The organism is Vreelandella sulfidaeris Esulfide1 (genome assembly GCF_054072535.1).
In genome coordinates this window covers 268,721-289,410 of the sequence record NZ_JBSVSF010000002.1, presented here as the reverse complement: position 1 = coordinate 289,410, position 20,690 = coordinate 268,721, and the positions used below count along the sequence as shown (strand labels likewise).

Here is a 20,690-nt window from a genome sequence, read left to right as displayed (position 1 = left end):
GATATTTCCTCTTATCATGTTGCTGGTCGAGACATCGCCTTATCCATTAAAAATGGAAGAAGGCGGAGTTAGCTTTCGTTATAAACCTACAACCTATAGGTGGCCCAAAGGTAAAGGAGAAACCGATCCCAATACCTAAGTGTTGTCACAGATCATTTTTTCCGCCATTTTCAGCCCTGTTTCAGGTTGGCACGTTATAACACCGACTCATTTCCATGAAGAAAAGCACGACGCCATGCGCCTTGTTCGCCAAACAGGGCAGATGAACGATGTAAGAAGGCTCAGCCGAATCAGTTTTAGCGCCTCCGCGATGAAGTAACGGCATCCATTCAACCCTAAAAATATATAAGGATACGGTATGCAAAAGAAGACGAGTTCGCTCCCTATCATTCACGCTACCTTAGCAACGCTGTTGCTGTCGCTAGCAATCCCAGTGCTGGCCCATGAAGGGGGCGCAAGCACTTCACCTAAGGATGGCGTGACCATTCAGGATTCCCCAGCAGAGATTGGCATTGAGTTTGGTGGCATGATGCGTATCACCCAGTTTGAAGTGACAGGCCCGGACGGCTCTGTTCCTCTTGATGGTCAGCCAGGCAGTGAACAGGTCGAACGCTACTTCGTAAAACCAGGTGAAATTCTTTCGGCTGGGGACTACCAGGTACGCTGGCGCGGCCTATCGGATGACGGGCACATGATGACCGACGGTTTTAACTTCTCGGTCGAGCCCTGACCCATGGCCTGGTGGTTCTCCGTAAATAGCCTCGACGTCTGGACCGTCGCGATGATTCTCGTGGCGGCCGGGGTTTACCTCAGTGCCCTAGTCGCGACGGGAGCCGTGTTGTTTCGTCTAGCATTTCCCCAACTCCCTGAACATGACCGGAGGCACGTCGCCCGCATGGGTGTCCTTGCTGTCTGGGCCGGGATTATCCTGATTCTGTTCCAGTGGCCTTTAGAAGCTGGTTACCTTGGGGGCGGCAATATAGCGGCTGCAACCAACCCAATGCTACTCGGGATCGTGTTCGAGGGTGCGTCCGGGACCCGGCTGATACTGGTGGTAACTGGCTTGCTGTTGGTCCAGGCGATTCAGCTCAATAACTTAACACTCTCAAAAACAGCCAATAGCTTGAGCCTAGTGGGCGTGTTACTGGTGATGCTGGCGTTCGTGCAGGTGGGACATACGGTGAACACCCCACGCCTCGTTCTGGCTGGCTTGCTGATCATTCACTTGATGGCGGCGGCGTTCTGGGTAGCCTCGCTGTGGCCGCTGTTCCACTTAGTGGGGCAACATTACAACCACGGCAATACCGCCCGTATTCTGACCCGTTTCGGGCAACTCGCCATGGGCGGAGTTGGCGTGTTGGTACTGGCGGGCGTCACGTTGGCCACGCTGCTAACAGGCGGTCTCACACCCCTGCTCACCACGGCATATGGACAGTTCTTGATCGGCAAAGTATTGATTGTCGCGGTGCTGCTGTTATTTGCTGCCGCGAACAAGTGGCGGCTTGTACCTGCCTTTGAGAGCGGCGACGCAACAGCCCCACGACGTTTGCAGCGCAGTATTGCGCTGGAGGTGGTGCTGGTCGTGGTTGTCCTGCTGATTACGGCGGTGCTGACAAGGGTGACATCACCGAATGGGTGACCAACAGGGCAACCACCTTGTAGAGCCGATCCAGAGATCGAACATTAACGGTCGCCTTCTTGTGGGCCGTACACTGAGGTTTAGGCGGATGCTGCCATAGGCATTGCACCAAAAAGACGAAAAGTCATTGCTGCAGTGTTGACACTAATTAGAGAGCAGTATCTAGTCAGGATCCATCATCATATTAGAAATACTGTTGTGCAGCAGATCCTATTATTACGTTAGGTTCAGGCTCGTTTCAGGTTAACACCGTATAAAGAACAAGTGGCAATAACCTCTGAGGTAAATGACCATGCGCAAAAACACTTTAGTAACGTCTTTATTTGCTCTTTCACTAGGCTTAGTAACAAGCGCCACGTGGGCTGCACCTGGCCATGGCGGCGGGGATAGCGGCCTAACTGAGTCTGACGTCGACCGCACGATCAGTCTCGAGGCTGGCGATATGTGGTTCGACCCTGAAGAGCTAGAACTGGCGGCTGGGGAGGTGGTTAAATTTGAAATCACCAACACCGGCAATTTAGAGCATGAATTTGTGATTGGCAGTAAAGAAGCCCATGAAGAGCATCGAAAAATGATGCTAGACATGGCAAATGGCGAAGGTCATGACATGTCAAACATGTCACAAGGTGAAGGCCACGATATGGCCAATATGAGCATGGCAGGCGTCACAATTGCACCTGGTGACACCGGGACTCTATTATGGAGTGTTCCTGATAATACTAACGAGCTAGAGTATGCTTGTAACATTCCCGGCCATTACGAATCCGGCATGTACGGCAATTTTACTTTCTAATCTGACGTTTACCCATGAAACTGTTGCTACTCGAAGATGATGATTTGCTGGCAGAAAGCTTGGCAGAGAGTCTCAAGGACAACGGTTACCTTGTCGACTTGGCCGCTTCATTGAAAGCGGCCAAGTCGCTAATGGCAACCGAGCATTACGAGCTGGCTATCTTAGATCTCGGTTTGCCCGATGGCTCGGGACTAGATCTACTAGCCCAGTGGCGCAAGCAAAAACGCAGCACGCCTATCTTGATCTTGACGGCGCGCGATACTTGGGAAGATAAAGTCATTGGTCTTGAAACGGGTGCCGATGATTACCTAGCTAAACCCTTCCATGAAGCCGAGCTTATGGCCCGTTTGAAGGCACTGCTGCGCAGGCAGTCTGGTCAGTTATCTCAAGTTGTGACGCTCAATGGCGTATCGCTGGATGAAGCAGGTCAACGAGTATGCCTAGAGGGAGAAACTTGGCGTTCGCTAACGGCGACAGAGTTTCGATTACTACGCTACTTAATGCTGCATCCAGATCGCATTCACTCCAAAGAGCAGTTATTAGAGCAGCTCTATGCCCTGGAACAGGATGCCGCCGCACCTAACTTGGTCGAAGTCTATATCGCTCGTCTGCGCCGTTATCTAGGCAAATCAATTATCCAAACTCGCCGCGGCCAGGGGTATTTCTTTGCTTCACATTGATCGGCGCAGTTTACGTTTTCGACTACTCGCCTGGCTAGCCCGGATTTCTCATGAGGGGATAAAAGAAAGCGGCTGAAAGTGCTATAGTTTCAGGACCTTACACCGTTCACCAAGCACCAACAGCCGCTATCCAAAATGGTACCTGAAAAACTGACCTTCTCGCCACTGTCTCGCCGTCAAATTGAAGCCGATTTCTCCGGTGGTCATATCACCTCCGATGCCGGCCTGCTTTTGCTTCGCGAAGTCGACAACCAACACCAGCTCACTCAGCGCCTGGCTACGGTGCTGGACGATGCCCGTAATCCGGTACTGGTTCGCCACAAGCTTCAAACCATGATCCGGCAACGGGTCTTTGGCGTAGCCGCCGGATACGAAGATCTGAACGATCACGAAACGTTACGCGCTGACCAGGCACTTCAGACCGCGACTGGCGAAGCGGCCATTCTAGCGGGCAAATCAACACTGTGCCGAATGGAGCAGCGCGTAGACCGGCAGGCCGTGGTCAAGGCCCACGAACTGCTGTGGCATCACTTCATTGAACAGCACGAGACTCCACCCAAGGAAATTGTGCTGGATTTTGATGGCACCGACGTTCCGGTGCATGGCGACCAGCCCGGCAAGTTCTTTAACGCCTACTACAATCACCATTGTTACTTCCCACTGTACGTGTTCTGCGGTCGCCATCTGCTGGTGAACTACCTGCGCACCAGCAACCGAAGCGACAGCCGCCACAGCTGGGCCATTCTGGCCCTGCTGGTGAAATTCATCCGGCAGTACTGGACGAATACCCGCATCGTGTTCCGGGGTGACAGCGGCTTTTACCGTCCCCGATTGCTGAGCTGGTGCGACCGGAACAACGTGGACTATCTGGTGGGCCTCAGCAAGAACAGCCGGCTGCTCAAGGAGGTAGACGTACCCTCGATGCTGGTTCGCAAGGCTCACAACGAACTGGGTGAAAAAGTCTGCGCCACCTATCGATTCCAGTACCAGGCCCACACCTGGAAACACCCCCGCTGGGTGATCGCGCGTCTGGAGGAGGGCGAACTGGGTGCCAACCCCAGGTTCATTCTCAGCTCCCGTTACGACGACGGCGTTAAACTCTACTACGAGCAATACTGTGCCCGGGGTGACATGGAAAACCGGATCAAGGATCAGCAGTTGTGTCTGTTCGCAGATCGCACCTCCAGCACGCGGTGGTGGACCAATCAGTGGCGGTTGCTCTTATCGGGCTTTGCCTACACGTTGTTCGAGCGATTACGGGCCCACTTGAAGAAGACCCCCTTCGAGAGAATGAGCGCCAGTAACCTGCGGCTGAAGCTGATCAAGGTGGGCGCGGTCATCATTCGCAACACTCGACGCATACGGGTGTTGATGAGCGATGCCTATCCTTACAAAGACGAACTCTCTGACCTGGTGCGTCAACTGGTTCCGGAATAGAAGCCTGGGCTCCCCCGGCCCGACTCAATGGGGGAAAGGGGGCCGTGTGTCCGGACAACAGAAATTGATCGATTATTGATCAGTCACGGCCGCCAATGAGCGGTAATGGCGGTAACCCGCACAGTCTGCGAGACTTGCTGGGGACCTATGAGAAATCCGGGCTAGGAGGCGTGGCACTATTCGTAGTGGTGACGACCTGGCTACTGCATGGCATACTGCTACAGAATCTTGCTCGGGATTTTTTGGGTGAGCGTCTTCAGCGCGAAGCCGACCATGCCGTCACGCAGCTTGAGCAAGGTGAAGCCGCCGTGCCTGCCGCGCTTGACTCGGTTAGCCAAGGCTATCAAGTCTTTCATCATCTCTACGTACTCCGCTTCAACGGCTCGGTCAGCGCTTCCGACCCACAATGGCAGCAACAGCTGGCTTCGCTGCTAGATGAAAGCGGTGATGCTCTAATAGACGTGAATCGCGGCGAGCAACACATGCTCGTCTATCGTCGCCATTTTGAATGGCAGGGCACGCAGGGTGTGCTGCTGGTGGGTGAGGACTTCTCTCAAGTAGAAGCAGGGCTTGCAACATTGCACTGGTGGGTCGGTGGGATTGCCAGCGCGCTGTTAGGAATGCTCATCATACTCAACATGTTAGCGGTTAATCGTGGACTCAAGCCACTCTGGCAACTGCGTCAACAGCTTGAAGCATTGCGAGCGGGCAAACGTGATCGCTTGTCATTAATAGCCCCTTCTGAGCTAGATGAATTAGTCGACCAGTTGAACTGGTTTATGGATGACATTGACCTTCGCTTGAAGCGCTCCAGAGAGTCGGTCGCGAACCTATCACATGCATTAAAAACCCCGCTGGCAGCCGTTACCCAAGTACTGCGTGGCAATCGGCCCATTGATGAAACCCGACGCCATAAACTGCTCAGCCGTATTGAGGATATTAACGCCCAGCTGGATGCGGAGCTGCGTCGCTCACGTATTGCAGGCCCTAACGCGGGGCGAATGGCCAACGTCACGCGTGATAGTTCACGGCTCATCGAGATGTTCCGCAGCCTTTACCCTGAGCGTATCTTCAACCTCGCCCACTCGGCAGGCGAGAAAGACCAAGTGCCTATTGAGGCTCACGACTTTTCTGAAATATTAGGCATCGTGCTCGATAACGCTGGCAAATGGGCGAATAGGTGCGTTAATTGCGATATTGCCGCCTCCGCTACCACACTCACGCTCACCACTGATGATGACGGTTTCGGCGTTGCAGAAGAAGATCTTTCGCGCTTGGGAGAGCGTGGCACACGATTGGATGAACGCCGTCCCGGCTACGGCTTAGGCCTGTCGATTCTTGCGCAGTTAATTGCCCGCTACTCAGGGCACTCGCGCTTTGAGCGTAGTCCACTGGGTGGACTGCGCGTTACGGTTACGTTGCCTCTTGCAGTTGAAGTGATTAATTAATCACTATTCAGCTTTGATTCAGCTTCTTCCATCAAGATGGTGCCATTCATCATTGATGGGAGTTACACATGGCACGCTCAAGCATCATTTCTCACCCGCTTTCTCGCCGGCAGGTCCTAAAAGGCGGCGCTGCCCTAGGAATAGGTTCCGCTGCGGCAATGGGATTAACCCCCGCCTGGGCAAACCCCTGGGGCCGCAGCAATGTCTACGCGCAGGGCGTTGAAGAAGGACCCGAGGTATCGCTGGCGATCCGCCGTGAATCGTTGCCTATTGACGGACAAGAAGCCCAACCAATTACCATTAACGGTACCAGTCCTGGCCCGCTGATTCGTTTGAAAGAAGGTCAAGACGCCGTACTGCGTGTCACCAACCTGCTGGACGAGTCCACCTCCATCCACTGGCATGGTCTTATTCTACCGCCGGAAATGGATGGTGTGCCTGGTGTCAGTTTTGCCGGTATCGCCCCTGGTGAAACTTTTACCTATCGTTTCCCTGTCAGGCAGAACGGCACCTACTGGTACCACAGCCACTCAGGTCTGCAGGAACAGCTAGGCCATGCGGGGCCGCTGATTATCGACGCCGCCGAGCGCGAGCCTATCCGTTACGACCGTGAGCATGTGTTACTGCTCACCGACTGGACCTTTGAAGAACCGATGTCGGTGTTCCGTAATCTGAAAACCATGGAAGGCTATTACAACTTCCAAGAGCGCACGATTGCTGATTTTTTCGCCGATGTACGCGAAAAGGGTTTCTCACAAACCGCCGAGATGCGCGGTATGTGGGCCCAAATGCGTATGAGCTCGCGGGATATCGCCGATGTCACCGGCAGCACTTATACCTACCTGCTCAACGGCCACTCCCCCCAGGAAAACTGGAACGCGCTGTTCAAGGCCGGTGAGCGGGTACGGCTACGCGTGATTAACGGTTCGGCCATGTCATACTTCGATGTCCGTATACCTGGCCTGAAGATGACCGTGGTGGCCGCCGATGGCCAGCCAGTGCAACCCGTGCCTGTTGATGAGTTCCGTATTGGCGTGGCGGAAACGTACGATGTGCTTGTTTCACCAGAAGATGATCGAGCCTATACCATCTTCGCCGAAGCCATGGATCGGAGTGGCTACGCTCGCGCCACGCTAGCCCCGCGTGAAGGCATGCAGGCGGAGATTCCCAAGCGCCGCCAAATTGCCGACCGCGGCATGGAAGCCATGGGTGCCCACGGTATGGGCGGTATGGATCACTCCAACATGGCGGGGATGGATCACTCTGGCATGTCCAACATGTCGGGGATGGATCACTCTGGCATGTCCAACATGTCGGGGATGGATCATTCCAGCATGGCTGGGATGGATCACTCCGGTATGTCCAACATGCAAGGCATGGATCACTCTACTATGGGGGGGATGGCAGCCGAGCAGGCCAAAATAGGCGCAAATGGTTTGCTTCTCGCCGGTGAAGCTCAGCCGGGCTCTCGCTATAACCAGGCGGGAATCGGCATTGATCCTGACGAACGACGCGTATTGGTTTACCGGGATCTCAAAGCGTTCACACCATGGCCTGATCGCCGTGAGCCAGGCCGTGAGCTTGAGCTGCACCTGACCGGCAATATGGAGCGTTATATGTGGTCGTTCGACGGTAAGAAGTTTAGCGAAGTGACCGGCCCTATTCATTTTGAGAAAGATGAGCGGCTGCGCCTAATTCTGATTAACGACACCATGATGGAGCATCCTATCCACCTCCACGGCATGTGGATGGAGCTGGAAAACGGCCAGGGTGAATTGATTCCGCGCAAACACACCTTGAACGTGAAGCCCGGCGAGCGCGTGTCTGCGCTGATCACTGCAGACGCCGAGGGCAGTTGGGCGTTCCACTGCCACCTTCTCTATCACATGGATGCCGGCATGTTCCGCGTTGTTCAGGTTTCTTAAGGAGGCAGTATGAAAACCAAGCACTACTTAACCCTCGCCAGCGCCGCCCTCGGCATGGCCGCCGCCACGACTGCTCAAGCCGAAGACGGCTATGACGCCCCGGCCGGCTGGCCGTCACCGGTCGTGGAGCACCCGATGACCACGGTACGGGTCGATCGCTTGGAATATGCTTCGCCCGACAAGGGGGGGGATGCCTTGGTCTGGGATTTCCAGGCCTGGTATGGCGGTGATTTCAATCGCCTATACGTGGAAGGCGAAGGCGAAAACGTCCAGGGCGATGGCGAAGATGCAGAATTCGAGTCCCTCAACCTGCTTTATAGTCGTTTGATTGCCGACTTCTGGGAACTTCAGGGCGGCATCGGTTATCAGGGCGGTATCGCTACGAATGACTATCCCGAACGCTATTTCGGCGTCATCAGCCTATTGGGGCTCGCCCCCTATCGCTTCGAGACCGATCTCGACTTGATGATAAGCGATGAAGGCGATATCTCCGCCAGCCTGGAAAGCGAGTACGATCTGCGCCTGACTCAGCGGCTCTACCTACAGCCGCGTACCGAAATTGCCGTAGCTGCCAGCGAAGTTAAGGAGTTTGGTGTGGGTGAGGGCCTTAACTCAGTGCGTGTCGGCATGCGCCTGGGCTACGAAGTGACCAGACGCTTTGCGCCTTACGTGGGCGCTTACTGGGTAAAAGAGTATGGCGATACCGCTGACCTTTCTCGTGCTGGCGGGAATAATACCGAAGATACCGGCGTGGTGGCAGGTGTCAGGTTAATATTTTAAATCGTTAAGCACTCTATAACTTGCGCCACCGGAAGGTGGCATTTTTTTTGCTAAAAAACCACTAAATTCAGCTTCAATTCATACTCTAAGGTTATTATTAAATTGTAAATAACCAACGGAGTAAACCACCATGAAATTTAAAGCAATTATTTTTGGCGCAACGGTAGCAACTATACTATCTACACCTGTCTTGGCTAGCTTAGGTAACACCTCTCAAGGCGCTCCGACGCTTGAAAGAGGCGTATCTTCTACGCTGATTCTTGCACAAGGGCACTCGAAGCGTTTCAATATTAATATTGAACAAGCGACTACCCTCCAAGTGACAAGTGAACATTTTCCGGGCATTACAAGCACTGGCAACCGCATTTCAGCTGTTCTTTATAATGAGGCGGGACAGCAGGTAGCAGAAGCTTCCAGCCCACGGGGGCACTTCGAACTTATTCGTCAGCTGCAACCTGGAAATTATCAGCTTGAGGTGAGTGGTAGCTCATTGGGAGGTAATAACCAAAGTGACAGTAACCGTTATGAACTACATGTCGCCTATTGATATCCTTTAGTCTTGACATGAATTAAGAAGGTCAGCCATGAGCTGACCTTTTTTATGAAAAACTAGTATCTCGGCAAACAAATTCAGCTTTAATTCAGGAATTTTCGCTAACCTTATAGTGCCGCAATCGGCGTAAAAACAAACCAATTCATAAAAAGGTGTCATCATGTGGAATAACAAAAAAAAGGCTTCCCTAGGCGGACTGACGGCTATGGCCCTGGCAATGGGGACGACTTCTGCGCTGGCCCTGGAAAGCCAGGTGGGAGAAACCACCGTGGGGCTGTATGGTTACGCTAGGCTCAATATGGCCTACAGCTTCGATCAAGATGCCGGATCGGCTAACGAAGGTTACTTTGGAGATATCGAAAGGTCGGAAGATAAGGTCGGAGATCAGTTCCAGGCATCTGCCACACAGAGCCGTATCGGCTTTCGGACCAGTACGCCTGTCGAGGGGAGCACGCTTTACACCGTAATCGAAGGGGACTTCTGGTCCTATAATGATGATAATTCGCGCTTCAGATTACGGCATGCCTATGGTTCCTGGAATGGGATCCTTGCCGGACAGACCTGGTCGAATTACAACACCTTCGTCGCCGCCACGCCCACACTGGATTTCCTCGGCACGGCGGGAAGCAATGGCTATGGGTCGCGCCTAGCCCAGTTGCGCTACACCATGGGAGGATTCTCGATAGCTGCGGAGGATCCAAAGGCACAGCTGGCGGAGAACATCGATGGCTCCGTGCCAGAAGATGATTTGCTACCGGATAATGACGATGCCGTATCATCGATGCCCGCGTTGAGCCTGCGCTATGAAGATAGTATGGGTGACTTTTCCTACTCAATCGCCGGCATCGCCCGGCAGCTGAAGTACGATACCGGAAGCGAAAAGGATACGGAAATGGGCTATGGGGCCTTCGCCGCAGGTGCCTACCATGCCGGACCGGTGACCTTGAGAGCGATCGTGAACGCCAGCGAGGGGGCGAACAGTTACCTCTATCTGTCTGGCGATTACTTCAACGGTGCCGATGCCTACGTCGATACCAACGGTAAGCTGCAAACGCTATCTGGCGATGGCGGAGCCCTTGGTCTTTCTTATCAAATATCACCACAGTATTCACTGAACGCGTCCCATGGCTATACCGATGTCGAATTGGGCGACCCTACCGTAGGTGGGAATGCAGGTAGAAAGAACAAGAATACATTTCTTAATCTGATGTGGACTCCCAACGAACGCTTGATGTACGGAATTGAGTACGGCTACTTCGAAACGGAGTTGGCCGATGGCCGTGAAGAAGATGCGAGCCGTGTGATGGTGGCTGCCCAGTATAGTTTCTAGGGTGAGTTAGTAGCATAGCAGAGAAGCTGTTTTGATCGATTGCTTGGGCGTATGCCCAAGCTTTTTTATGGTTCTTCGTCACTTCATGTGGGGCCTGATCGAACAGGCGACCCACAATACCACTGTCACTAAACTGAATAAGAAAGATCAGTCGCGTCGGGAACACTCTTGATGACCAAATCGATACAGATGAAGTCGCGCATGGCCTGGCTGTCTCAAAGTTATGCAAGCGGCGGTTTCTGAAAAGTCACTACTGAAGCCGATGGGAAAGGCCTTGGCGACACTTGAGCGGCACGCGGAAGCAGTGGTTAGGCGCTGGCACTCGGGACTGACGAACGCAAGACTGGAAGGGATGAACGGCCTTTTTCAGGCGGCTCGGTCACGCGCACGTGGCTATCGGAACGAGGCTAACTTCATCGCCATGATCTATCTGATTGGCAGCCCGGCGGGCCGCCTATTCGATCAGGCTAAATCCACATGAAGTAACGAAGAACCGAAAAAATGCTGGCTGCTAGCGTTCCAAAAATTAATAGATTTAATTTTTATGTTAATTACTCTAGCCCGGTTTTCTCACAGGGTATAAAAGAAAGCGGCTGAAAGAGCTATGATTTCAAGAACCTAACCAATCCATCAAACACCAACAGCCGCTTCCAAAATGGTACCTGAAAAGCTCACCTTCTAGCCATTCTCACGCCGCCAAATTGAAGCCGACTTCTCTGGGGGCCACATTACGTCAGACGCCGGATTACTCCTGCTTCGTGAAGTCGATAAACAGTATCGCCTGACACGCCGCTTGGCCGCCGTGCTTCATGATCCCCGCGCACCGGAACAGATTCGTCATAAGCTCGACACTCTGGTTCGTCAGCGGGTGTTCGGTGTCGCTGCTGGCTACGAAGATTTCAACGACCATGAGGCCCTACGTTATGACCAGGCGCTTCAGACGGCGCTCGGTGAAGTGGAGGCGCTGGCGGGCAAGTCGACGCTGTGCCGGGTGGAACAGCACGCCGATTGGCAAGCAATAGTGAAGGCCCATGAGGTGCTGTGGCACCACTTCATCGAGCAGCACGAGGAGCCACCGACAGAAATCGTGCTGGACTTTGATGGTACTGATATCCCGGTTCACGGCGAGCAGCCGGGCAAGTTCTTCAACGGCTACTACGACCACCATTGCTACTTCCCGCTGTATGTCTTCTGTGGTCGCCACTTACTGGTGAGCTATCTGCGCACCAGTGACCGAAGCGACAGCCGCCATAGCTGGACCATCCTCTCACTACTGGTACGCTTTATCCGTCAATATTGGCCTGATACCCGTATCGTGTTACGAGGTGATAGCCACTTTTGTCGTCCCCAGATGCTGAACTGGTGCGATCGGCATCACGTCGACTACATCGTGGGAATCGCCAAGAACAACCGACTGCTCAAGGAAGTGGATGTGCCCATGATGCTGGTACGCAAAACCCAATGGCAGGTGGGAGAAAAAGTGGCAGGGACGTTCCGCTTCCCGTATCAAGCCCACTCCTGGCAATGCCCACGCTGAGTGGTGGCTCGTCTAGAAGAGAGCGAGCTGGGCTCCAACCCCCGGTTTATCATCAGTTCCCGTTACGATGACAGCTTCAAGCTTTACTACGCGCAGTACTTGCTCGAGACAACATGGAAAACTGAATCAAAGATCAACAACTGAGCCTGTTCGCTGACCGGACCTCCAGTACGCACTGGTGGGCCAATCAGTGGCGGCTGATGCGGCTAATCTTGTCAGGCTTCGCCTATACGCTGTTCGAGCGGTTACGGACTTACCTGAAGAAAACGTCCTTCGCGCGCATGAGCCCGAGCAACCTGAGGCTCAAGCTCATCAAAGTGGGGGCGGTCATCATCCGCAATACGTGCCGCATCCGAGTGCTGATGAGTGACAGCTATCCTTATAAAACGGCGCTATCCAACCTCGTCAGGCGGTTGGTGCCGAACTGACTGCTCGGGCGCCCCCCGGCCCGACGCAATGGGGGGAAGGGGGAAGTGTGTCTGAACGACGGAAAGTGATTAAAAAGTAGCCAATGTAAGTCTAGCCAGTAGATGTTTAGCGGTGTTACAGCCTGAGTTCGGTACTGGCTGAGAGGCTATGAGAAATCCGGACTAATTGCTTTAATTAGGAGCTCGTGGCGAGGTAACTTACAAGCGCAGCGAACGTTTCAGTGTTTTTTTGACAAAAAATTTATTATAGTAGGCCTTCCTGAATCCTAGCTGAATAATAAAAATTACGGCAAGTAACGCACAGCTACCTGGTTTATTTTTATATTTTTTGATTAGTTACCAGGTTCCCTTTCCTTGATTTATCTTTTAGGTTGTTCTAGCTTTATTATGCCAAGCAAGAACTATGGTAAATAAAATTTGATTTAATAAATGGAGAACCGAGATGGACTTCAAAAAATACGAAAACTGCATTGAAGCTTGTCACATATGCGCTGCTTATTGCGACAAGTGTGCAACTGAGTGTCTAAAAGAAGACAACGTAAAAATGATGGCGGAATGTATTCGCCTTAACATGCAATGTGCTCAAATTTGTCGGTTAGCCGCCTCATTTATGGCACAAGAAAGTGAGTTTGCGCACGAGATCTGCCGTCTATGTGCCGACATTTGTAAGAAATGTGGTGATGAGTGTGAAAAACATGATGCATCCCACTGCCAAGAGTGTGCCCAAGCTTGTCACCGCTGCGCTGAAGAATGTGCCGCAATGGCCAGCTAAGCTCTAAGCCAGCCGGGGCGAGCGCTCCGGCTCGACGTGAACTTCTATGGAGAAATTCATTTGCTTTAACTCAGGCTTTCAAATTATTGAGGTAATTATTTTGAAATAAACTCTAGTAGAAGCAAGCCTACTGCGAGCCTCTTTTAAGGAAACACTGCATAAATACGACCGTTGCTGCCTAAGTGCCACCGGCAGGGCAAAATACAGTTTTCCACTACCCGCCAGAGTTCTCGATGAAACAGATCTCGTTTGCTCAGGCTGAGCACCAGAACAATAAGAAGGTCACCCGCCGGGAACGGTTCCTGGGACAGATGTTGCGGATCTACTTCCTTCAGCAATGGTATGCACTGGTCGACGAAGCGCTTGAAGATGCCATCTATGACAGCCAGGCCATGCGCGACTTCATCTGTATCGATTTGGTCATCAAAAGTGTTCCCGACGCGACTGATCTTTCTTATTCAGTTTAGTGACAGTGGTATTGTGGGTCGCCTGTTCGATCAGGCCCCACATGAAGTGACGAAGAACCATAAAAAAGCTTGGGCATACGCCCAAGCAATCGATCAAAACAGCTTCTCTGCTATGCTACTAACTCACCCTAGAAACTATACTGGGCAGCCACCATCACACGGCTCGCATCTTCTTCACGGCCATCGGCCAACTCCGTTTCGAAGTAGCCGTACTCAATTCCGTACATCAAGCGTTCGTTGGGAGTCCACATCAGATTAAGAAATGTATTCTTGTTCTTTCTACCTGCATTCCCACCTACGGTAGGGTCGCCCAATTCGACATCGGTATAGCCATGGGACGCGTTCAGTGAATACTGTGGTGATATTTGATAAGAAAGACCAAGGGCTCCGCCATCGCCAGATAGCGTTTGCAGCTTACCGTTGGTATCGACGTAGGCATCGGCACCGTTGAAGTAATCGCCAGACAGATAGAGGTAACTGTTCGCCCCCTCGCTGGCGTTCACGATCGCTCTCAAGGTCACCGGTCCGGCATGGTAGGCACCTGCGGCGAAGGCCCCATAGCCCATTTCCGTATCCTTTTCGCTTCCGGTATCGTACTTCAGCTGCCGGGCGATGCCGGCGATTGAGTAGGAAAAGTCACCCATACTATCTTCATAGCGCAGGCTCAACGCGGGCATCGATGATACGGCATCGTCATTATCCGGTAGCAAATCATCTTCTGGCACGGAGCCATCGATGTTCTCCGCCAGCTGTGCCTTTGGATCCTCCGCAGCTATCGAGAATCCTCCCATGGTGTAGCGCAACTGGGCTAGGCGCGACCCATAGCCATTGCTTCCCGCCGTGCCGAGGAAATCCAGTGTGGGCGTGGCGGCGACGAAGGTGTTGTAATTCGACCAGGTCTGTCCGGCAAGGATCCCATTCCAGGAACCATAGGCATGCCGTAATCTGAAGCGCGAATTATCATCATTATAGGACCAGAAGTCCCCTTCGATTACGGTGTAAAGCGTGCTCCCCTCGACAGGCGTACTGGTCCGAAAGCCGATACGGCTCTGTGTGGCAGATGCCTGGAACTGATCTCCGACCTTATCTTCCGACCTTTCGATATCTCCAAAGTAACCTTCGTTAGCCGATCCGGCATCTTGATCGAAGCTGTAGGCCATATTGAGCCTAGCGTAACCATACAGCCCCACGGTGGTTTCTCCCACCTGGCTTTCCAGGGCCAGCGCAGAAGTCGTCCCCATTGCCAGGGCCATAGCCGTCAGTCCGCCTAGGGAAGCCTTTTTTTTGTTATTCCACATGATGACACCTTTTTATGAATTGGTTTGTTTTTACGCCGATTGCGGCACTATAAGGTTAGCGAAAATGATCTTACCCAGCAACAGTGGACACTGGTTTAAGCGATCATTCGGGCTTCAAAGGCCTCTGGGCTGATCATCCCAATAGCACTGTGCCGCCGTTGTTTGTTGTAGTCCAGTTCGACGTACTCAAACACCTGGCGCCTCATATCGTTTCGCGTTGTAAATTGCTCCCCATGGATCGCTTCAACCTTGAGGCTGTGGAAGAAGCTTTCGGCACAGGCATTATCATAGCAGTTGCCTTTGGCGCTCATGCTGCACGTAAGCTCATGCCGGGTAAGCAGCGATTGGTAACGCGTGGAACAGTACTGGGCGGATTCAATCGGTCGACGCAACACCTCGATATTGGAGGTGTTACATGGGAAGATCATCTAGTTGGATCGCTGAAAAGACTGGGCGAGCACCGATGCGTTCGCCTGGTCGACCAAGCATCAATCAGCGGAGTACCAATCGCGCATTCTGGAAGCGAATAGCTGAGGGGTTATCGAGCGAGGATGCAGCTTTGGCGTGTGGTGTATCACAACCGTTGGGGCCACGGTGGTTCCGCGAGGCAGGCGGGATGGCACCCTCTAACTTGGTGCCACCCTCAGGGCGTTATTTGTCGTTCCCAGAGCGCGAGGAACTCGCACTATTGCGAGTCCAGGGGCACGGGGTTCGTGAGATTGCACGGTGTCTAGGAAGGTCACCGTCGACGATCTCGCGCGAATTGCGCCGTAACGCTGCGACCCGGGGCGGTGTGTTGGAGTACCGGGCCACAGTCGCGCAGTGGAAAGCAGAGCTAGCCGCCAAACGGCCCAAAACTGCCAAGCTTGCAGGGAATGGCTGGTTGCAGGCTTACGTGCAATCACGTCTGGCTGGCGAGGTGACCGATGCTGAAGGCAGACCTATTCCCGGCCCGAATGTGCCATGGCGAGGACGGCGGCATGGTCGCCGAGCCGACCGGCGGTGGGGAGTCAGTTGGAGTCCTGAGCAGATCAGCCGTCGACTGCGGGTAGACTTTCCAGATGATGAGACGATGAGGATTTCTCACGAGGCGATCTATCAGGCCCTCTACATTCAAGGCCGCGGTGCACTTCGTCGTGAACTGTCCGCGTGTCTGCGTACTGGCCGGGCATTGCGGGTACCACGAGCGAGAACCCAGCAGCGCGGTAAACACTACCTCTCGCCCGAGGTGATGATCAGCCAGCGCCCGGCGGAGGTTGCTGATCGCGCTGTCCCCGGCCACTGGGAAGGCGACCTAATCATTGGATTGAACAGCTCCGCAATCGGTACCTTAGTCGAGCGCACGAGTCGGTTCACGCTACTTCTTCACTTGCCGCCCATGCATGATCATGGAACGGGCGCCAGAGTTAAGAACGGACCTGCTTTGGCTGGTCACGGGGCTGAGGCTGTTCGCGATGCTATCGCCATAAAGATCGCCACACTGCCCGAACAGCTGCGGAAATCGCTCACTTGGGATCAAGGCGCGGAGCTGGCCCAGCATGCACAGCTACGACTTGATACTGGCTTGGCAATCTACTTCTGTGACCCCCGAAGTCCCTGGCAGCGTGGGACTAACGAGAACACCAATGGTCTGCTGCGCCAATACTTTCCCAAGGGTACTGACATTAGCAGGTATTCTGAGCATGAGCTTGACGCTGTCGCGACGACTCTCAACGACAGACCTCGTAAAACACTTGATTGGAAAACACCTGCTGAAGCTCTCAAAGAACTACTATTTTCAGCATCATAAGCCAGTGTTGCGACGGCCCCTTGAACCTAAGCTGACTACCTCGATCCGAATGGACTATCACGCCTTTGGGCATTTTGCGTCTCCATAGCGCCATCTGTAGCGCGTCACAGACAAGATCGGCCGTCATACGCTCACTCATTGCCCAACCGACCACTTTACGAGAGTAAAGATCAATGAGCACTGCCAGGTAAAGCCAGCCTTCGCCCGTCGCCAAGTAGGTAATGTCACCCACCCACTTTTGATTAGGAGCTGAGGCCGTGAAGTTTTGTTCTAGTAGATTCGGTGCGACTGGCAGCGAATGCCGTGAGTTCGTGGTGGCCTTGAACTTACGAGCTGCTTTAGCGCGCAGGCCCTGACGCTGTAAGCTGGCAGCCACCGTCTTACGGTTGATCGGCATCCCATCATCTCGCAGGTCTAGCGTTAGTCTCGGGGCGCCTGAGCGGCCTTTGCGTTGGTGATAAGCCTTGGCCACATGCTGATCGATAATGGCTTGCTGGCTGCGTTTTGGGGACGATGCGCCTTCGCGTTGCCGCCAAGCGTAGTAGCCACTCCGAGCGACCCCGACAACATGGCACATACGCTGAATACTGAACGCCTGACGATGACGGTGGATAAAGGCGTACTTCACTTCAGGCTTTTCGCAAAGTACACCGCGGCCTTTTTTGTGATGGCCAGCTCTTCATTTGCCTCGGCTAGTTGGCGCTTCAAGCGGGCGTTTTCTTCTGCCAACGACCGCTCTCGCTCGGATGTGTCTTGCTGCAGCTGTGCTTTAGATCGCCACTGATAGAGCTGACTCGCGTGTATTCCCAGCTCACGCGCCGCTGCTGCAACGCCAATGCGATCCGCAAGCGCTAAGGCTTCTTGCCGGTAGGCATCTGAGTAACGGGTATATGATTTTTTCTTCATTGATGTTGTCGATCTTGCCATGGTTCACCTCATCGTAACGTATGACGTTCTTGAGGTGTCCACCGTTACTGGGCAGGATCAAAAACTCCTGAATTAAAGCTGAATTTGTTTGCCGAGATACTAGTTTTTCATAAAAAAGGTCAGCTCATGGCTGACCTTCTTAATTCATGTCAAGACTAAAGGATATCAATAGGCGACATGTAGTTCATAACGGTTACTGTCACTTTGGTTATTACCTCCCAATGAGCTACCACTCACCTCAAGCTGATAATTTCCAGGTTGCAGCTGACGAATAAGTTCGAAGTGCCCCCGTGGGCTGGAAGCTTCTGCTACCTGCTGTCCCGCCTCATTATAAAGAACAGCTGAAATGCGGTTGCCAGTGCTGGTAAATCCTGGAAAGTGCTCACTCACTACTTTCAGTGTAGTCGCTTGTTCAATGTTAATATTGAAACGCTTCGATTGCCCCTGAGCAAGCATCTGTGTAGAAGATACGCCTCTTTCTAGTAAGGGAAGATCCTGTGTTGTATTGCCTAAGCTCGCTAATACAGGTGTAGAGAGGATACTTGCTACTACTGCACTAAAAACAATTGCTTTAATTTTCATGGTGGTTTACTCCGTTGGTTATTTACAATTTAATAATAACCTTAGAGTATGAATTGAAGCTGAATTTAGTGGTTTTTTAGCAAAAAAAGTTCTTCGTCACTTCATGTGGATTTAGCCTGATCGAATAGGCGGCCCGCCGGGCTGCCAATCAGATAGATCATGGCGATGAAGTTAGCCTCGTTCCGATAGCCACGTGCGCGTGACCGAGCCGCCTGAAACAGGCCGTTCATCCCTTCCAGTCTTGCGTTCGTCAGTCCCGAGTGCCAGCGCCTAACCACTGCTTCCGCGTGCCGCTCAAGTGTCACCAAGGCCTTTCCCATCGGCTTCAGTAGTGACTTTTCAGAAACCGCCGCTTGCATAACTTTGAGGTAGTTCGTGATGCGCCACCGAGCCGCTCTGGGCGTTGGGGCCTTCTGGATCCAGCGTAGCTTTTCCTTGATTATCCAGGCATCGGCCGTGGCGCTCTGATCGGCTACCAACTCCTGGAGCGCCGCCAACTGTTTAGGTCTCAGGTTCTCGTTGTCCAGATTTTTCAGCAGTGCCCAGCGCAGCGATTTAGGGTGTTCCTGCTCGCGGCGCTCTTTCTTGCGGACCTCGTCCAGCCGCTTGGTAAAGGTCTGCACGATATGGAACCAGTCGACCGTTACCTCTGCCTTGGGAAGGTGCTTGGTGATGCCGCTAAGGAAGGCGGGCGACATGTCGCAGACTACCTCGACCACATTGTCCGTATTGCCGCCATGGGTTGTCAGGAAGGCGCTAAATGCTTGGATGGCATCCTTGCCGCAGCCTGGAACAGCGAAGATCACCGGTGCCTGCTTGCACTGCATGTCGAGGAATACCGGGACATAGCGATGGCCGCGCCGGGACGCGGTTTCGTACACGCCGACCGTCGCCACCCGGGACAGATCCAGTTCCCCCAGCATTCGGCCTACGTAGTGATGCACGATGCGCCATAGTCGTTTGTCGGAAATCTCCAACTGGCGAGACGGCCAGCACCGGCATCTCTTTGACCAGTGACATGGCCGCTTGCTCAAACAGCAGGGTGAAGTCGCTGCCCGGCCGCGCCCAGGGCACTTCTATGCGTTTGACGCCATGTTCAGGACACTTCGTGCGAGGCACGCGAGCATGCAGGTAACAGTGATGCTGAAAGAAGTTCAAATGCCGCCAGGTTTTGTCGGCAAAGTCGTGAGCTTGACAGGCCTTACCGCACTCCGGACAGGGGTAGAGACTACCGCGCTCCGCCTCGACATAGAGATCCAGTCGGTGGGGCGACACGGCGGTATCCAGGTGCTGGTTCTTGAGGATCCAGGGCGCTTCCAAGCCCAGGCCGAGAGTCAGAATTTGGGTGCCGTCCATGTCATACCTACTGTCGTTGTGGAGACTATATTCTGGCCTAGCTCAGGGCATGAATTCCACACTCAGCGTCGAAGAGCCATTTTTTCAACATCTGTATGGGCTAACTTCGGGAATACAACCCAGGATCTGCCCTTACTAGAAAGAGGAGTGTCTTCTACACAGCTGCTTGCCCAGGGGCAACCCAAGCGTTTCAATATGAACATTGAACAAGCGACTACGCTGAAAGTGGATAGTGATCACTTTCCAGGCTTTACCAGTACTGGCAACCGTATTTCAGCTGTTCTACTCAACGAGGTAGGACAGCAAGAAGCAGAAGCTTCTAGCACACGGGGGCACTTCGAACTTGTTAGTCAGCTACAACCGGGGAAATACCAGATTGATGTGACAGGTAGCTCAAGGGGAGGTGCTAAGAAAAATGATAATAACAGCTATGAACTGCATGTTACCTACTAATTATTAACTACCAGCGAATGCCGTCCCCCACATCATGGAACAAATCTTCCGGTTTATAGCTGACTACATTTGATGAGCTTCCAGTAATTTTTTCCATAAACCTCTGATCCGACTGACGATTTCCTTTATCGTATAAAAGATCATTTTTAGTAAACGCATCAGTTCTCAACGAAGTCTGAGATTGTGGCTTAACAATTACCGCATGCCCTGCAGAGCAATCTTTGTTTAGCTCTATTGAGTTATTGGCGAACACCAGCGGGCTTGCAGTGATACCCATGCAAAGACCTACTAAGCACATTTTTTCGCTAGATTATTAAATAACATAACTATCTCCTTATTTTACCTATAGCCGCCTTATATTTAAACGTTACAGTAACGTTAATTTTAAGCGCCGTTTTTCTCACACCACTCTGTGCTCTGAAATTCAAAATCATTAAATTTTTTATAAAAAAATTAATTACCATTGATATCAATGGCAGGTTAAATACATTAACAA

16 protein-coding genes and 6 pseudogenes are annotated in these 20,690 nt (G+C 52.8%); 16 read left to right on the top strand and 6 right to left on the bottom strand.

Annotation, left to right across the window (positions count from 1 at the left end):
- The first annotated feature begins 358 nt into the window (after positions 1–358).
- The 14 genes and pseudogenes from ACW44H_RS21255 to ACW44H_RS21190 form a co-directional block, all read left to right on the top strand.
- Complete coding sequence (locus tag ACW44H_RS21255; RefSeq protein ID WP_035561708.1) at positions 359–730, top strand: copper resistance CopC family protein; 372 nt, start codon at positions 359–361, stop codon at positions 728–730.
- Positions 731–733: 3 nt separating this feature from the next.
- Positions 734–1,639 carry a copper resistance D family protein gene (locus ACW44H_RS21250; protein WP_113270566.1) on the top strand — a complete coding sequence of 302 codons (906 nt, stop codon included), beginning with the start codon at positions 734–736 and terminating at the stop codon, positions 1,637–1,639.
- A 292-nt stretch (positions 1,640–1,931) separates the two neighbouring features.
- Complete coding sequence (locus tag ACW44H_RS21245) at positions 1,932–2,432, top strand: cupredoxin domain-containing protein (RefSeq protein WP_113270640.1); 501 nt, start codon at positions 1,932–1,934, stop codon at positions 2,430–2,432.
- 14 nt (positions 2,433–2,446) lie between these two features.
- Positions 2,447–3,112 carry a response regulator transcription factor gene (locus ACW44H_RS21240; RefSeq protein WP_113270565.1) on the top strand — a complete coding sequence of 222 codons (666 nt, stop codon included), beginning with the start codon at positions 2,447–2,449 and terminating at the stop codon, positions 3,110–3,112.
- Between the two features lie 135 nt (positions 3,113–3,247).
- Positions 3,248–4,549, top strand: a complete 1,302-nt coding sequence (locus ACW44H_RS21235; protein ID WP_457509122.1) for an IS1380 family transposase — start codon at positions 3,248–3,250, stop codon at positions 4,547–4,549.
- Between the two features lie 170 nt (positions 4,550–4,719).
- Complete coding sequence (locus ACW44H_RS21230; protein ID WP_457509121.1) at positions 4,720–5,997, top strand: ATP-binding protein; 1,278 nt, start codon at positions 4,720–4,722, stop codon at positions 5,995–5,997.
- 68 nt (positions 5,998–6,065) lie between these two features.
- Positions 6,066–7,922 carry a copper resistance system multicopper oxidase gene (locus tag ACW44H_RS21225; protein ID WP_168444480.1) on the top strand — a complete coding sequence of 619 codons (1,857 nt, stop codon included), beginning with the start codon at positions 6,066–6,068 and terminating at the stop codon, positions 7,920–7,922.
- 9 nt (positions 7,923–7,931) lie between these two features.
- The gene (locus ACW44H_RS21220) at positions 7,932–8,702 is read left to right on the top strand and encodes a copper resistance protein B (RefSeq protein WP_176305132.1); all 771 of its coding nucleotides are present in this window, start codon (positions 7,932–7,934) and stop codon (positions 8,700–8,702) included.
- A 130-nt stretch (positions 8,703–8,832) separates the two neighbouring features.
- A complete protein-coding gene (locus ACW44H_RS21215) occupies positions 8,833–9,249 on the top strand; it encodes a hypothetical protein (RefSeq protein WP_045812317.1) in 417 nt (138 codons plus the stop codon).
- Between the two features lie 166 nt (positions 9,250–9,415).
- Positions 9,416–10,585 (top strand): DcaP family trimeric outer membrane transporter, encoded by a 1,170-nt coding sequence (locus ACW44H_RS21210; RefSeq protein WP_113271323.1) that lies wholly within the window; start codon positions 9,416–9,418, stop codon positions 10,583–10,585.
- Between the two features lie 250 nt (positions 10,586–10,835).
- A pseudogene (locus ACW44H_RS21205) lies at positions 10,836–11,066 on the top strand (transposase); the annotation flags it as partial.
- 219 nt (positions 11,067–11,285) lie between these two features.
- Positions 11,286–12,550, top strand: a pseudogene (locus ACW44H_RS21200) (IS1380 family transposase).
- A gap of 442 nt (positions 12,551–12,992) precedes the next feature.
- Entirely contained in the window at positions 12,993–13,322 is a 330-nt protein-coding gene (locus ACW44H_RS21195) for a four-helix bundle copper-binding protein (protein WP_035565121.1), read from the top strand.
- A gap of 233 nt (positions 13,323–13,555) precedes the next feature.
- Positions 13,556–13,774, top strand: a pseudogene (locus ACW44H_RS21190) (transposase); the annotation flags it as partial.
- Between the two features lie 143 nt (positions 13,775–13,917).
- On the opposite strand, the gene ACW44H_RS21185 reads toward ACW44H_RS21190, so the two are convergent.
- Together ACW44H_RS21185 and ACW44H_RS21180 are read right to left on the bottom strand one after the other, a co-directional pair.
- The gene (locus ACW44H_RS21185) at positions 13,918–15,087 is read right to left on the bottom strand and encodes a DcaP family trimeric outer membrane transporter (protein ID WP_113271323.1); all 1,170 of its coding nucleotides are present in this window, start codon (positions 15,085–15,087) and stop codon (positions 13,918–13,920) included.
- 95 nt (positions 15,088–15,182) lie between these two features.
- Positions 15,183–15,455 (bottom strand): annotated as a pseudogene (locus ACW44H_RS21180) (IS3 family transposase); the annotation flags it as partial.
- 47 nt (positions 15,456–15,502) lie between these two features.
- Here ACW44H_RS21180 and ACW44H_RS21175 point away from each other — a divergent pair.
- Positions 15,503–16,876, top strand: coding sequence for an IS30 family transposase (locus ACW44H_RS21175; RefSeq protein ID WP_206604606.1), 1,374 nt, complete (start codon positions 15,503–15,505; stop codon positions 16,874–16,876).
- A 31-nt stretch (positions 16,877–16,907) separates the two neighbouring features.
- On the opposite strand, the pseudogene ACW44H_RS21170 reads toward ACW44H_RS21175, so the two are convergent.
- The 3 genes and pseudogenes from ACW44H_RS21170 to ACW44H_RS21160 form a co-directional block, all read right to left on the bottom strand.
- Positions 16,908–17,803: pseudogene (locus ACW44H_RS21170) on the bottom strand (IS3 family transposase); the annotation flags it as partial.
- A 165-nt stretch (positions 17,804–17,968) separates the two neighbouring features.
- Positions 17,969–18,385 (bottom strand): hypothetical protein, encoded by a 417-nt coding sequence (locus ACW44H_RS21165; protein ID WP_146779550.1) that lies wholly within the window; start codon positions 18,383–18,385, stop codon positions 17,969–17,971.
- A 101-nt stretch (positions 18,386–18,486) separates the two neighbouring features.
- Positions 18,487–19,741 (bottom strand): annotated as a pseudogene (locus ACW44H_RS21160) (ISL3 family transposase).
- A 195-nt stretch (positions 19,742–19,936) separates the two neighbouring features.
- Here ACW44H_RS21160 and ACW44H_RS21155 point away from each other — a divergent pair.
- Entirely contained in the window at positions 19,937–20,194 is a 258-nt protein-coding gene (locus ACW44H_RS21155; protein WP_127063332.1) for a hypothetical protein, read from the top strand.
- 7 nt (positions 20,195–20,201) lie between these two features.
- Here ACW44H_RS21155 and ACW44H_RS21150 read toward each other — a convergent pair whose 3' ends face one another.
- On the bottom strand, positions 20,202–20,471 hold the full coding sequence (locus ACW44H_RS21150; protein ID WP_127063333.1) for a hypothetical protein: 270 nt from the start codon (positions 20,469–20,471) through the stop codon (positions 20,202–20,204).
- Positions 20,472–20,690 lie beyond the last annotated feature (219 nt).

Bases quoted from the DNA above. Each gene is read 5' to 3' on its own strand.
- ACW44H_RS21255 (WP_035561708.1), top strand. From the start codon at position 359: ATGCAAAAGAAGACGAGTTCGCTCCCTATCATTCACGCTACCTTAGCA.
- ACW44H_RS21210 (WP_113271323.1), top strand. From the start codon at position 9,416: ATGTGGAATAACAAAAAAAAGGCTTCCCTAGGCGGACTGACGGCTATG.
- ACW44H_RS21225 (WP_168444480.1), top strand. From the start codon at position 6,066: ATGGCACGCTCAAGCATCATTTCTCACCCGCTTTCTCGCCGGCAGGTC.
- ACW44H_RS21240 (WP_113270565.1), top strand. From the start codon at position 2,447: ATGAAACTGTTGCTACTCGAAGATGATGATTTGCTGGCAGAAAGCTTG.
- ACW44H_RS21155 (WP_127063332.1), top strand. From the start codon at position 19,937: ATGAACATTGAACAAGCGACTACGCTGAAAGTGGATAGTGATCACTTT.
- ACW44H_RS21175 (WP_206604606.1), top strand. From the start codon at position 15,503: ATGGGAAGATCATCTAGTTGGATCGCTGAAAAGACTGGGCGAGCACCG.
- ACW44H_RS21150 (WP_127063333.1), bottom strand. From the start codon at position 20,471: ATGGGTATCACTGCAAGCCCGCTGGTGTTCGCCAATAACTCAATAGAG.
- ACW44H_RS21250 (WP_113270566.1), top strand. From the start codon at position 734: ATGGCCTGGTGGTTCTCCGTAAATAGCCTCGACGTCTGGACCGTCGCG.
- ACW44H_RS21185 (WP_113271323.1), bottom strand. From the start codon at position 15,087: ATGTGGAATAACAAAAAAAAGGCTTCCCTAGGCGGACTGACGGCTATG.
- ACW44H_RS21245 (WP_113270640.1), top strand. From the start codon at position 1,932: ATGCGCAAAAACACTTTAGTAACGTCTTTATTTGCTCTTTCACTAGGC.
- ACW44H_RS21235 (WP_457509122.1), top strand. From the start codon at position 3,248: ATGGTACCTGAAAAACTGACCTTCTCGCCACTGTCTCGCCGTCAAATT.
- ACW44H_RS21195 (WP_035565121.1), top strand. From the start codon at position 12,993: ATGGACTTCAAAAAATACGAAAACTGCATTGAAGCTTGTCACATATGC.
- ACW44H_RS21165 (WP_146779550.1), bottom strand. From the start codon at position 18,385: ATGAAAATTAAAGCAATTGTTTTTAGTGCAGTAGTAGCAAGTATCCTC.
- ACW44H_RS21215 (WP_045812317.1), top strand. From the start codon at position 8,833: ATGAAATTTAAAGCAATTATTTTTGGCGCAACGGTAGCAACTATACTA.
- ACW44H_RS21220 (WP_176305132.1), top strand. From the start codon at position 7,932: ATGAAAACCAAGCACTACTTAACCCTCGCCAGCGCCGCCCTCGGCATG.